This is a genomic window from Aeromonas piscicola, assembly GCF_000820005.1.
Taxonomy (GTDB): Bacteria; Pseudomonadota; Gammaproteobacteria; order Enterobacterales; family Aeromonadaceae; genus Aeromonas; species Aeromonas piscicola.
This window is the reverse complement of sequence record NZ_CDBL01000007.1, coordinates 149,161-161,350: the sequence shown is the minus strand read 5'-3', so window position 1 is coordinate 161,350 and position 12,190 is coordinate 149,161. Positions and strand designations below refer to the sequence as shown.

Here is a 12,190-nt window from a genome sequence, read left to right as displayed (position 1 = left end):
AGCCTCATCACATTAGTTTTGTTGTAAAAAAACCTGAGTAGCATTAGATTTTTTCACCCTTGGCCAGCGCAGGCAGTTCGCCATCGAGCCCCATGGCGGCCCGGATCACCCCCTGCTTGAACGGCGCCAGCGCATCGAAGGCGCACAATCCCACCCCGCGTACCAGCTTCTTGAGGGGGTTGGCCCCGCTGAACAGTCGCTTGAGCCCTTCCATCGCCGCCAGCATGCGGGCCGCCTCGCTCTTGCGCCAGCGCTCGTAGCTGCGCAGGTTGGCCAGCAGGCCTATGTCCCTACCGGCACGATGCGTTTGCACAATCTGCTCCGCCAGCGCCGCCGCATCCAGCAGGCCCAGGTTGACCCCCTGCCCCGCCAGCGGATGTATGGTGTGAGCCGCATCCCCCACCAGCACCAGCCGCTCGCGAGCGAAGTCTCGGGCATAGCGAGCGGTGAGCGGGATGGCGCTGCGCGCCCCTTCCACCTTGCACAGCCCCAGCCGGCCATCGAAGGCGGTGGTGAGCTGGCGGTTGAACTGTTCGTCGTCGCACTGACATAGCGCCTCGGCACGGGCGGCGGGCACGGACCAGACGATGGAGCAGAGATCCGGTTGCCACAAGGGCAGGAAGGCGAGCGGGCCTTCCGGGGTGAAGATCTGGCGGGCCACCGCCTCATGGGGCTCGGCACAGCGCACCGTCGCCACCAGGGCGTGATGGCCGTAATCCCAGCTGGTGAGCGGAATGTCCGCCTGCCGGCGCACCCATGAGTGGGCGCCATCGGCGGCCACCACCAGCTTGGCCGACAGCGCGCGGCCATCGTCCAGCAGCAGGAGCGACCCCGCCTCGCCACTTTGCAGGCTGGCGGCCCGGGCCGGGCTCAGCAGCTGGATGTTGTCTGCCTCCCCTGCATTGCCACCAAGAATCGCCTCCAGCAGCGCCAGCTGGATGACCCGGTTCTCGACTATGTGACCGAGCGCCGCCTGGCGCAGACCGGCGGCATCAAAGCCAATCTGGCCGAAGCTGTCTTGCTCCCACACCTGCATCTTCTCGTAGGGCTGCAGGCGGCGCGCCGCTATCCCGGTCCAGGCGCCAACCTGCTGCAATATGCGCTGGCTGGCCAGACTCAGGGCACTGACCCGGTTGTCCGGCGCGTCCCCAAGCGCAGGATCGGGCAACTGCCCCTCCACGATGGCGAGCTTGAGGCCACTCTGCTTGAGCGCGGCGGCGAGCCCCAGGCCCACCATGCCGCCCCCCACAATCACCACATCCACGTTTTGCATCTGCATCATCTGTTCCTTTCGTGGCTGACCGCCGGGTCAGCAGGGGACGCCCGTTGGCATAGCCCCTTTCAATTCGCGATTGACCGCCGCGGGTGGGCGGCGCACCTCATTTACTACGGCACAGGTCGGCCACAAACCCCAGGGTACGGGAGGCCAGCGGCGCCTTGAAGCAAGCCAGCCGCCCCATCAGGGAGAGCGCCAGGTTGCGGCCCGCCACCAGCGGATCGTGGCCATTGGAAAAAAGCTGGGCCAGGGAGGAGGTGAGCCAGATGGTCCGGGCCTGATCCTCCTTGCGCAGTTGCCAGTAACCGTTCAGCACCGCAAAGCTGCCTATGTCCTCCGCCGCCGCGAGCGCGCCAGCGACCGCCTGGGTGAGCAGGTCAAGATCGCGCATGCCGAGGTTGAAGCCCTGCCCTGCTATGGGGTGCAGCAGGTGGGCGGCATTGCCCACCAGCACGGTGCGCTGGGCCAGCGGGTAGTCGGTGGCCGTCTGCACCAGCGGATAGACGTGGCGCTGACCGGCCCGCTCGAAGCGCCCCAGCCGCCAGCCAAACGCCTGCTGCAGCCGGGCGAGAAAGGCGGCCTCATCCAGCCCCATCAGTTCATCCGCCTGATCCCGCCCGACGCTCCACACCAGGGAGGAGAGCCCATCCTGCATCGGCAGCAAAGCCAGCGGCCCCCCCTGGGTGAAACGCTCGAACGCCCGACCGGCAGGATCCTCGGCGGTCTTGACGGTAGCTATGATGGCGCTCTGCTCAAAGTCGTGGCGGGTCACCGCCATCTTGAAGTGCTGGCGCACGAAGGAGTTGCCGCCATCGGCCGCCACCAGCAGTCGGGTCTGGTAACGTTCGCCACTGGCCAGCGTCAGGGTCACGCCCCCCTCAAGCGGCTCAATGGTCGAGAGCTGGGCCGGGCACAGCATATGGATGTGAGGGCAGGCCGCCATCCCCTGTTGCAGTGCCATGCCGGCCGCCGACAGCTCAATCACCTGACCGAGCGCGGGCAAACCATATTCCACCGCCAACAACCTGGCCTGGCCACAGTAACCCCGATCCGAGACATGGATTTGGGTGATGGGGGTGCAGTGAGGGGCGAAGCGAGGCCAGAGTCCGTGGCGGGCAAGCGCCTCGCAGGTGCCTGCAGAGAGCGCGATGGCGCGGGCATCGAAACCGGGATGGGCATTGAGCTCGGGGGCGCTCGCCTCCAGCAGCAGGATCTGCAGGGGCTCGCCGTCGGCACCTCGCAACGCGGCAAGAGAGAGCGCCAGCACGGCGCCGCTCATTCCACCGCCGACGATAGCCACGTCGACGTGAACCAGATCAGATTGAGACATGAGATGAGAGGAAGAAGCTGGGAACGTGACCTCATGCTATCACAAAGCGGGGGGCCGGGATGCGAGGCCGCGGGCAAAAAACGGCGTCACGGCCATGATCTGGTTGAAAAAATGCTGAGCTGGTTCCCCCATACAGCCGGATAAAAGCAGAGCGCCACCGGGGCGCTCTGCGTTGTTTTATGCTGTTTCTGTCGCAGGAGCGATCAGTGCAGGGTCGGCGGCGCGATCGGGGTATCTGGACGCTTGCCAAACTCCTCGAAGGTCATCATGACCCCCAGACGCACATGCTCGTAGAGCACCAGGAAGGAGGCTTCGTTCTCATCATCTTCCTGATCGAACTCGGCAGAGACCTGGGTGATGCTGGCGATGTCCTGGATCATCTCCTGCAACTCTTCGGACGCCCTGGAAAGCTCCTGCTGTGCCACGCCAAACCCGGCCAGAAATGCCTGTGACCAGTCCACCAGCGAATCGATGCGCTCATCGAGCGGCGCCTCATCGCTTGGCAGCAGCAGCTCGACGCCCTTCTGGGCCATCAGGCTCTCGACTATCTCGTGATAGAGATCTGTCATCACCTGGCGCACCGGGGCCGGCAAGCCGAAACCGTCGTTGACCAGATCGTTGAAGGGCGGCAACCAGCTCTTGTCATCCAGTGCCACGCCACCACAGACGAGACCGCAGATCACGCCATGGGCCTCCACCGCCGTTGCCATCAGCTCATGCTGTTCCATCAGGTCGGCCACGGCCGTGTATTTCAGGGGGTTCGTTTTGCTCATCGAAGATCCGCTCAAAGTTCAGGCAAATATGCAAAATTAATGGTCAGGATCCTAGCATTCTCCCCCTTCCAGAGCCAGCAAGGCCTTGAAACTTCTGCATCTGCGCTATATAGTCCCGCCCAGTTGTCCACGTGGATAAAGGCGGAAATCAGCACCGCCGTATTGAGGAAGGCATGAGCACAGAGGCCGTAGAAATCGTCATTTTGGGACGTCCCTACAAGGTATCCTGTCCCTTGGGACAGCAGGATGCCCTGCGCCAGGCCGCCGACCAGCTGACTGACAAACTCATCGAGCTGCGTCAACGTTCCAAGGTCTCCAGCAACGAGCAATTGGCGATCATGGCAGCGCTCAATTTTTGTCATGAGCTCTGCCTTGAAAAAGAGAAGAATCACCAATACTCTGAGACCATGGATAAGCGGATCAAGATGCTGCAACGCACCATAGAAGCGGCCTTGATCGAGCACGGACAGTATGGCGAATCCAGCGGCGAGGGCCTGCAGCCCTAATCGCGTACCGTTTTAAAATTCCCTGGGATGTTTGTCAGCCGGTTCAAGTCCCCGAGCCGATAATCATACCCACCAGGGGATCGGCCTTCTGCCTATTGCGCATGCTCGGCACGACCGAGAAGCCTGCGGTCAGATTCGATTCCCGCCTTGAACCTACGGTTCAAGGGCCCAAACCGGCAACGGCATCTCCGGGGTACCAACAGCAAAAAGCCCGTCATCCAGATGACGGGCTTTTTCTTTGCCTCACGTTTACAAAGGCCCAGCGCGACAGCTCATCCTTGTCTGCGCAGGTTCACCCCGCCCCCCAGCCTGTGCTCCCAATCGAGCCAATAAAAAGCCCGCCGACGAGGGCGGGCTTGTCACTGTGGCGAGGCGATCAGACGGCCATCTGCTCGTGCGGCGAACCGTGGTGCCGCAGCCAGGCAAAGCTCAGGGCCACCAGCAGGACCATGAGCGTCATGATGACGCCCAGGGTCACCTGGCCTTCCATCGGGAAGCAGGCCGCCAGCAGGGTGACTATCCCCGCCCCCAGGTTCTGCATGCCGCCAAGGATGGCCCCGGCGGTACCCGCCTGACCCGGGAAGGGCTCGATGGCGCAAGAGGTGGCGGTCGGATAGAGGATGCCGCTACCGATGAAATAGACGGCCGCGCCCCCCACCAGAGAGGCCGCACTCACCACCCCGAACAAGCCTGGCAGCAGTATGATCAGTGACCCCAGCGCCAGGAATACGATGCCAAGGCGCATCAGCTTGCCCTGACTCAGGCGAAAGCTCAGCTTGGCGGAGAGCCAGGCACCGAACAGATAGCCGGGCAGCGGCAACACGAACAGCACGCTCACGGTGCGGGCGCTCAGCTTGAGCACATCGCCGAGCAGCACGCCGGCCGCGGCTTCAAACACCGCCAGACCGGCGAAGGTCGCCATCAGGCAGAGCAGGTTGCCCTGAAAGCGCGGATTGCCCAGCACGTGGCGGTAGGCAGCGCCGACCCGCAGCGGCTGTTGACGAGCCGCCACCGGCAGGGTTTCACCAAACCAGGCCAGCAGGGCCAGGGTGGTCACGGCACCAAAGCCGAACAGGAACCAGTAACCGGCTCGCCAATTGAACAGCTCGGTCAACCAGCCACCCAGTACGGGGGCCAGCAGCGGGGAGAAGATCACCCCCATGCTCACCAGGCTGTTGGCCCGGTTCAGTTCGGCGCCGCTGTAGCGATCGCGCATCACGGTACGGCTCATGGCGCCGCCGGCACCCGTGCCCATCCCCTGGATCAGGCTGCCAACCAGCAGCGCGGTGAAGCTCGGGATCAGCTGAATGGTCAGAGTCCCCACCAGAAACACCATCATGCCGATGAGCAGCACAGGACGACGACCTATGCGATCCGACAGCGGGCCATAGACAAACTGGGAGAGCCCGTAAGGAATGAGGTAACAGGCCATCACCGCCTGCAACTGGCCGGAGGCCACGTTGAAGTCCCCCGCCATCATGGGAATGGAGGGCACATACAGGGTCTGGGTCATCTGGCCCACGGCGACCATCAGGATGGTCAGAAAAAACAGAGGGTAAAAACTGTGCCGATACATATCTCAGTCCCGCAAATCATCAAAAAGCTGCCGCACCCCTGGCAGAAACCTGCAGAGGGGATCCAAAAAAACAGAGTCAATCAAAGGTGAAAATACAAGGCGGAGAACCCGCACCGGCCGGGAGCAGGACACTCCCTTGGCTTGGCGTGATCTTAGTGATTCAGATCACGAAAAACGAACGAATCTTTGTAATCAGCTTTCCCTAGTTTTTCTAATGTAACGGGGCAATTTGCCCCGTCAGCAATAAAAATCAACGTGTTACCATCTGCTGGGCCTGCTTGACCAGATCCTCCGGTGTCTCGTTGCGTGGCGGTATAGTAATCCCCTTCTGGCAGGCGGGTTTCTCTACCATGCGCGCCATCCAGGCTTGCAGATGCGGCAGACCCTCGATGGAGATGCCACTCCAGTCATGAATGCGCACCCAGGGCCAGGTGGCGATGTCGGCGATGCTGTACTCATCGGCCAGGTATTCGTGCTGTGCCAGGTGGCTGTCGAGCACTTCGAACAGGCGGCGTCCCTCCTTCTGATAGCGCTCGATGGCGGCCGGGATCTTCTCCGGGAAGTAGCGATAGAAGACGTTGGCCTGCCCCATCATGGGACCGACCCCGCCCATCTGGAACATCAGCCACTGGATGGCCTGGGAACGACGCTTGGGATCCTGCGGCAGCAACTTGCCCGCCTTCTCTGCCAGATAGAGCAGGATGGCGCCGGACTCGAACACGGCGAAATCGCCGTTATCCCGATCGACGATGGCCGGAATGCGTCCGTTGGGGTTGATGGCCAGAAACTCGGGCTTTTTCTGATCCAGCGCCGACAAATCCAGCGGGATCACCCGATAGGGAAGCCCCAACTCTTCGAGGGCGATCGCCACCTTGAAACCATTGGGGGTAGCTGCGGTATAAAAATCGATCATCATGAACTCCTTGTGATCCACACATTGGCACAGAGACGAGCACTGCTGTGCTGATGCCAGATCGGTAAAGACAACGGGACAGACGCCATGCGGACATTTTCCCAGGCTCCGGCATGGCAAAGCGGCGCAATACGGGTCAGTTATGACAAATATTGCACCGCTTGAACAGCCCGACAGCAGGAAGGGAAACGCTAGCTGCACAGCCCCATGGGTTGGCGCTGACGCAGCAAAATGAGGCGGGACAATAGCGGGAAGTAGGACTCAAGCTTGCTCAACAGCACTCTGCTGCAGGCAGGATCGGCCAGTTCGGATTCGTCCAGCACTATGCCATTGGAGACAAAATAGAAACGCGGATCCCGCACATCCGGCCCCTGAATGGTGAAGGTCTCATCCCCGCCGCGCATCAGCAGCGGCAATACCGGCAAACCGAACGTCTCACCGCTGCGCTGCCAGGCAAACTCGGGCCAGGGGGTATCGCCATCGAGCAGTAGTATGGCCGCCTCTTCTTTACCCGGCTGCCACTGTGATGGCTGGGCAATACTCACCTCGTTGAAGTAGTCGCCATATCCGGTTGATGCTCTCAAGGCAGCCAGCAGCCCTTGAGTGGTCGCTGCCGACGGTTTTTGACTGACTAATGACAAATTCATGATCCACGTCCCTATGCTCAATGCAGCCTGTTATTCGGCTGCTGCCATAAGACTAGACCAAAAGAAGCCTATATTGGAGCCGTCAGATCTGGCAGTCGCCAAGGTCAGGGAGAAGGCGTATAACGGTTGCCATTATCGAACAGACTGGTATTATACCGCGTCCTTTTATCCCCGTTCTTTAACATCCAGTGGTGAACCTATGCATCCGATGCTGAATATCGCCGTGCGCGCTGCGCGCAACGCCGGTCAAGTAGTAGTAAAAGCCTTCTCCCAGCCCGAGAACATCGAGGCCATCCAGAAAGGCAGCAATGACTTCGTGACCAACGTTGACCGTGACGCCGAAGCGGCCATCATTCATACCATCAAAAAATCTTACCCGGAACACAGCATCATAGCTGAAGAGTCTGGTGAGATTGCCGGTACCAATCCGGACTACCAATGGATCATTGACCCACTGGATGGCACGACCAACCTCGTCAAGGGCATTCCGCACTTTGCCGTTTCCATCGCCCTGCGCGTCAAGGGCAAGACCGAACAGGCCGTCGTTTACGATCCCATCCGTGACGAGTTGTTTACCGCGACCCGTGGTAACGGCGCCCAGCTGAACGGCTACCGCATCCGTGTCGGCAAGGCCAAAGAGCTGGCTGGCACAGTACTGGCCACCGGTTTCCCGTTCAAGCAGAAGCACCACATAGAGCCGTACCTGAAAATGTTCCAGAGCATGTTCATCGAATGTGCCGACATCCGTCGCTCCGGCTCTGCCGCACTGGATCTGGCCTATGTGGCCGCCGGTCGCGTCGACGGTTTCTGGGAAATCGGCCTCAAACCCTGGGATACCGCAGCCGGTGAGCTGCTGGCCAAAGAGTCCGGTGCCATCGTCACCGACTTCGTGGGTGGTCACAACTACGAAAACTCCGGCAACATAGTGGTTGCCAACCCGCGCGTCCTGAAAGAGATGCTCGGCAAGATCCGCGAAAACCTGCCGGAGTCCCTGGCCAAATAAGCCAGCCTCTCGCAGCGAACGCACAAAAAACCCGGCCAAGGCCGGGTTTTTTTATTGCTACAGCAACGAGGCCAGGCCCTTCCATAACTTGCTGAGCATCCCTTGCCGCCCAGCAGGCATGAGCGTCATAAAGCAAATCCTCATACCCCTTTCCTGCCAACCGGGTTTCACCACACCTCACTGCCGACATCATTCCTTGCCCGCTGCCATCCGACAACAGTTGCAGACCCAGCGTGAAGATCAGGATTCATTCACTGAGCATCCGCCTCCCCTGGCGCCCTGCAAAACAACAAAACCCGGCAAGCGCCGGGTTTTGTTGTTTATCTAGCAAGCAATGCCGGCTCAGCCTAGACCAAGTCGGCATTACCCTCCTCTCATCAGGCCAGGCGGAAACGACCTATGGTCTGCTTCAGACCGGCGGCCAGCTGACTCAGCTCCAGACAGGCACGAGCGGTATGATCGGCGCCGATGGCAACCTCGTTGGAGGATTCATTGATCCGCTCCACATTGCGACCCAGCTCATCGGAGACCGCATCCTGCTCGCCACAGGCACTGGCAATCTGAATGGCCATGTCGGCAATCTGGGCGACAGCCTCTTCGATCTGCTGGATGCCATTGCTGGTCTGCTCGCTCTGCACTACGCACTGGCGGATCATGTCACAGCTTTGACCTGTCACCTCTTTCGCCTGGTTGGCGCGCGCCTGCAGGGTTTCTATGATGGCCACTATCTCGCCGGTGGATGCCTGGGTACGCCCCGCCAGAGTGCGTACCTCATCGGCCACCACGGCGAAGCCACGCCCCTGCTCACCGGCACGGGCAGCCTCGATGGCGGCGTTAAGCGCCAGCAGGTTAGTCTGATCGGCGATGCCGCGGATCACGTCCACCACCACGTTGATCTGAGCTGATTCACGCTCCAGCTCGGCGACCAGGGTCCCCGCCTGTTCAATCTCCTCGGCGACCCGGGTAATGGCCACCAGCGAGCTCTGCACATCCTGATTGCCGCGACGGGCCAGGGCATTGGCAGAGCTGGCGGACTCGGAGGCGGTCTCCGTGTTGCCGGCCACGTCGGCCACGGTCGCCTTCATCTGGGTCATGGCGGTAGCGACCAGAGAGATCTCCTGCTGCTGGCTCTGGATCCCTTGCGCCGACTGTTCGGAAACGGCGCTAACCTCTTCGATGGCGGCGCCAAGCTGGGTCACTGCGGCAACCACCTCTTCGATCAGGCCACGCAGGTTGTCCTGCATCTTGAGGGATGCCTTGGCCAGCATGCCAAGCTCATCGCGGCCTATGTGCTGGCGATCCAGCTGATGGGTCAGATCGCCGGCGGCGATGGCGTTGGCCTGCGCTACCACGGCTTGCAGTGGCAGGCAGATCTGGCGAGTCAGGAACCAGGTCATGGCCATCATGAACAGCAGCAAGCCGCCGATGCTCACCATGGCAAAACTAGTCACCATGTTGACGCTGTCGAGCAGGCTGCCACGGTTCTCCTTCACAAAGCCGAGGTTCACCTCCACCAGGTTGTTGACCGACTGCTCCAGCGCGCCATAGGCGGCGTTGGACTGGAATAGCAATGCCTTGGCCTCGGCAGGCTGACCTTGCACCAGCATCTGATCAACGGCATTGACCGAGTTCAGGTACTGCTGCCAGTCCTGCTTGGCGCGGTTGAACACCTGACGCTCATGATCGGCGCCGACCGTTGCCTCGTAGGCACGAAAGGCACGTTCGACCTTCTGGACATTGTCCTGGATGCGGCCACGACGGGCCTGCAGATCGGCGGCATCGTCAACCATCAACAGGGCGAACTGGGCACGACGCACATAAGAAACGTCGTAGAGCAATTTTTCTACCGAGAGCACGCTCGGCAGGGTGGAGTCGGTAAAGTTCAGCACGCGGTCGCGCACGCCGCGCAACTCGCTGGAAAGAAAAATACCGAATATCACATTGACGGCGGCAATGACCGCAAAAACCACGGCAATTTTTTTGCCGATAGACAGATTTTTATAAAACATGGTGGCTGGTGATCCTCAACTGCTGACAAGCAGGTGCACTGTGGCGATCACATCCGTATGAGCTGATACCCGGGCATTCCTGCCGGGAGGTGGGGCGTTGCGAAAGACCAAGGGAAGGGCGGGTTTCACGAGGGCGGCACTTTACCATAAAACCGCTCACTCCTTCACCGGATTTATCGGCGAGAAAGCAAGTTGTTTTCCCCCATAACCAGACTTTCATCACGCATTTTTCATAGCGACCAAATCATTTCAAATAGTTAGCCGATGGGGACAATCGACGAGCGAGCATGGACAAAGCAGGTCAGGCTGGGTGTAATGCACAGGATGGTTACAAGCCATCCTCATCTGCCGTAGAGAGGTCATGTTTATGGATAATGCGTCGGCGCTGCCGGTTTCCTCCTGGTCAATCCAGCTGCGCGAGCAGATGCAGGCTCGCCCGCTGACTGCGATCGGCCTGCTCATCGCCCTGGCAGCCGTGTTGCTGCTGCTGTTGCAGAGTCTCATCATGCTGGCGGCTGGCGACATCAGCCCGGGAGCCCGTTATGGCCTCATCGGTGGACTGGCAGGCTTTGCCGCCACCGCCCTCGGTGCTCTGCCAGCCCTCTTCCTGCGCGCCGTGCCGCAACGGGTGGAAGACTGCATGCTGGGTTTTGCCGCCGGCATGATGCTGGCCGCCAGTGCCTTCTCCCTCCTGCTGCCGGGACTCGAGGCAGCGGAAGGGATCACCGGGGATGGCTTCCTTGCAGCCGCTGTGGTGGTGGCCGGCATGACGCTGGGGGTGCTGCTGATGCTGGGGCTGGATCAGTTCACTCCCCATGAGCATGACAAGACGGGCCCCTGCGGCCCCGGCCATGAGAGTTGCTCCCGGGTCTGGTTGTTCGTGTTTGCCATCGCCCTGCACAACCTGCCAGAGGGCATGGCCATCGGCGTCAGTTTCTCCCAGGGGGACATGTCGGTGGGGCTGCCGTTGACCACAGCCATCGCTCTGCAGGACATTCCTGAAGGGCTGGCGGTGGCGCTGGCCATGTGCGCCGCCGGCTTTCGACCCTCGGTCGCCGTGCTGGTCGCCATCGGCAGCGGTCTGCTGGAACCGCTCGGCGCCCTGCTCGGGGTGGGCCTCTCCAGCGGCATGGCCATTGCCTACCCTATAGGGCTGGGGCTGGCCGCAGGCGCCATGCTGTTTGTGGTCTCACACGAGGTGATCCCGCAGACCCACCGCAATGGTCACCAGACCCACGCCACACTGGGACTAATGGCCGGCTTTGCCCTCATGATGACGCTCGACACCGCATTGGGTTGATAAGATGCTGATAAATAGCCTAATGTCTCATTCGTTGACGATACTGACATAGCTGGCATCGGGATCTCCCCGAGCCTTCATCGAGGGCCTGCATGAGATGAGATCCTGGGTGGCCTCACTGCTTCTCCTGTTTGCCCCTGCGCTATGGGCAGCCAGTACCATAGAGGTCTATCACACGGCGGCGCAGCCAGAATCGGCTCCAAAATACATTGAAAACCCGGATGGACGCGTCGGCGGGATCTGCGTCGACCTGTTTCGGCTCATGGAGCAGCGAGAGCCCGCCCTGCGCATCCAGGGCGATCAGGTCTTCCTTCCGCTGAAACGGCTGGAGAAGAGCGTGCTGCACGGCAAGCTCGATTTTATCTGCGGCGTCGGTGACAACCCGGCCCGCCGCAACCACTTCATCTATCTGCAACCGCCCATCTTCACGGTGCGCTACCACCTGGCGGTGCGCAGCGACGACCCCATCCATATTCGTCACTGGGACGATGTCAGGGCCCTCGGCAAGGAGGGCATCATCCTCATCAACCACGGCAGCGGAGCCATAGAACGGCTGCAAGCCATCGGCGGACTTTTCATCGACAGCGGCGGGATTAACAGCACGGCCAACTACGACAAGCTGCGGATGAAACGGGGGCGCTTTATCTATTACCGCTCACCCGGCTTCGAATTCGATATTCGCCAGCACAGGCTCACCGGCCAGGTGCGCATACTCCCCACCGTCATGGAAGAGACCCCTTTCTACATACTGTTTCATCAACACACCTCGCCCGCGCGGCTGTCCCTGTTTGCCAGTACGCTGCAGCAACTGGCCGATAGCGGCGCGCTGACCAGGCTGGTGGAACAATACCGCTGAG

At 60.9% G+C, this 12,190-nt stretch carries 11 protein-coding genes and 1 other RNA gene; 5 read left to right on the top strand and 7 right to left on the bottom strand.

Annotated features, from left to right (window positions below; genetic code table 11):
* Positions 1-43: 43 nt before the first annotated feature.
* The 3 genes from BN1128_RS01635 to BN1128_RS01625 all read right to left on the bottom strand — a co-directional run bounded on the left by BN1128_RS01635 (position 44) and on the right by BN1128_RS01625 (position 3,379).
* Entirely contained in the window at positions 44-1,279 is a 1,236-nt protein-coding gene (locus BN1128_RS01635; protein ID WP_042865850.1) for an FAD-dependent 2-octaprenylphenol hydroxylase, read from the bottom strand.
* Between the two features lie 100 nt (positions 1,280-1,379).
* Positions 1,380-2,606 carry a 2-octaprenyl-6-methoxyphenyl hydroxylase gene (gene ubiH / locus BN1128_RS01630; RefSeq protein ID WP_042865849.1) on the bottom strand — a complete coding sequence of 409 codons (1,227 nt, stop codon included), beginning with the start codon at positions 2,604-2,606 and terminating at the stop codon, positions 1,380-1,382.
* Between the two features lie 203 nt (positions 2,607-2,809).
* Positions 2,810-3,379, bottom strand: coding sequence for a UPF0149 family protein (locus BN1128_RS01625; protein WP_042865848.1), 570 nt, complete (start codon positions 3,377-3,379; stop codon positions 2,810-2,812).
* 173 nt (positions 3,380-3,552) lie between these two features.
* Here BN1128_RS01625 and zapA point away from each other — a divergent pair, with 173 nt between their 5' ends.
* Together zapA and ssrS are read left to right on the top strand one after the other, a co-directional pair.
* Positions 3,553-3,885: a cell division protein ZapA gene (gene zapA / locus BN1128_RS01620; RefSeq protein ID WP_042865847.1), complete on the top strand. Its 333-nt coding sequence runs from the start codon at positions 3,553-3,555 to the stop codon at positions 3,883-3,885.
* A gap of 16 nt (positions 3,886-3,901) precedes the next feature.
* Positions 3,902-4,084, top strand: a non-coding RNA gene (gene ssrS / locus BN1128_RS24285) — 6S RNA.
* A 177-nt stretch (positions 4,085-4,261) separates the two neighbouring features.
* Here ssrS and emrD read toward each other — a convergent pair.
* The 3 genes from emrD to BN1128_RS01605 all read right to left on the bottom strand — a co-directional run bounded on the left by emrD (position 4,262) and on the right by BN1128_RS01605 (position 7,021).
* Positions 4,262-5,461 (bottom strand): multidrug efflux MFS transporter EmrD, encoded by a 1,200-nt coding sequence (emrD, locus tag BN1128_RS01615; protein ID WP_042865846.1) that lies wholly within the window; start codon positions 5,459-5,461, stop codon positions 4,262-4,264.
* A gap of 250 nt (positions 5,462-5,711) precedes the next feature.
* Positions 5,712-6,374 (bottom strand): glutathione S-transferase family protein, encoded by a 663-nt coding sequence (locus BN1128_RS01610; protein WP_042865845.1) that lies wholly within the window; start codon positions 6,372-6,374, stop codon positions 5,712-5,714.
* A 191-nt stretch (positions 6,375-6,565) separates the two neighbouring features.
* On the bottom strand, positions 6,566-7,021 hold the full coding sequence (locus BN1128_RS01605; RefSeq protein ID WP_042865844.1) for a hypothetical protein: 456 nt from the start codon (positions 7,019-7,021) through the stop codon (positions 6,566-6,568).
* 199 nt (positions 7,022-7,220) lie between these two features.
* Between BN1128_RS01605 and suhB the strand changes: the two genes are divergently transcribed.
* On the top strand, positions 7,221-8,024 hold the full coding sequence (gene suhB, locus BN1128_RS01600; RefSeq protein WP_005310327.1) for an inositol-1-monophosphatase: 804 nt from the start codon (positions 7,221-7,223) through the stop codon (positions 8,022-8,024).
* Between the two features lie 377 nt (positions 8,025-8,401).
* On the opposite strand, the gene BN1128_RS01595 is transcribed toward suhB, so the two are convergent.
* Positions 8,402-10,033 (bottom strand): methyl-accepting chemotaxis protein, encoded by a 1,632-nt coding sequence (locus BN1128_RS01595; protein WP_042865843.1) that lies wholly within the window; start codon positions 10,031-10,033, stop codon positions 8,402-8,404.
* 367 nt (positions 10,034-10,400) lie between these two features.
* Between BN1128_RS01595 and BN1128_RS01590 the strand changes: the two genes are divergently transcribed.
* Complete coding sequence (locus tag BN1128_RS01590; protein WP_042865842.1) at positions 10,401-11,333, top strand: ZIP family metal transporter; 933 nt, start codon at positions 10,401-10,403, stop codon at positions 11,331-11,333.
* A gap of 97 nt (positions 11,334-11,430) precedes the next feature.
* On the top strand, positions 11,431-12,189 hold the full coding sequence (locus BN1128_RS01585; RefSeq protein ID WP_042865841.1) for a substrate-binding periplasmic protein: 759 nt from the start codon (positions 11,431-11,433) through the stop codon (positions 12,187-12,189).
* Position 12,190 lies beyond the last annotated feature (1 nt).

Excerpts from the sequence above, each read along its gene's own strand:
- BN1128_RS01635 (WP_042865850.1), bottom strand. The coding sequence starts at position 1,279 with ATGCAGATGCAAAACGTGGATGTGGTGATTGTGGGGGGCGGCATGGTG.
- ubiH (WP_042865849.1), bottom strand. The coding sequence starts at position 2,606 with ATGTCTCAATCTGATCTGGTTCACGTCGACGTGGCTATCGTCGGCGGT.
- BN1128_RS01625 (WP_042865848.1), bottom strand. The coding sequence starts at position 3,379 with ATGAGCAAAACGAACCCCCTGAAATACACGGCCGTGGCCGACCTGATG.
- zapA (WP_042865847.1), top strand. The coding sequence starts at position 3,553 with ATGAGCACAGAGGCCGTAGAAATCGTCATTTTGGGACGTCCCTACAAG.
- emrD (WP_042865846.1), bottom strand. The coding sequence starts at position 5,461 with ATGTATCGGCACAGTTTTTACCCTCTGTTTTTTCTGACCATCCTGATG.
- BN1128_RS01610 (WP_042865845.1), bottom strand. The coding sequence starts at position 6,374 with ATGATCGATTTTTATACCGCAGCTACCCCCAATGGTTTCAAGGTGGCG.
- BN1128_RS01605 (WP_042865844.1), bottom strand. The coding sequence starts at position 7,021 with ATGAATTTGTCATTAGTCAGTCAAAAACCGTCGGCAGCGACCACTCAA.
- suhB (WP_005310327.1), top strand. The coding sequence starts at position 7,221 with ATGCATCCGATGCTGAATATCGCCGTGCGCGCTGCGCGCAACGCCGGT.
- BN1128_RS01595 (WP_042865843.1), bottom strand. The coding sequence starts at position 10,033 with ATGTTTTATAAAAATCTGTCTATCGGCAAAAAAATTGCCGTGGTTTTT.
- BN1128_RS01590 (WP_042865842.1), top strand. The coding sequence starts at position 10,401 with ATGGATAATGCGTCGGCGCTGCCGGTTTCCTCCTGGTCAATCCAGCTG.
- BN1128_RS01585 (WP_042865841.1), top strand. The coding sequence starts at position 11,431 with ATGAGATCCTGGGTGGCCTCACTGCTTCTCCTGTTTGCCCCTGCGCTA.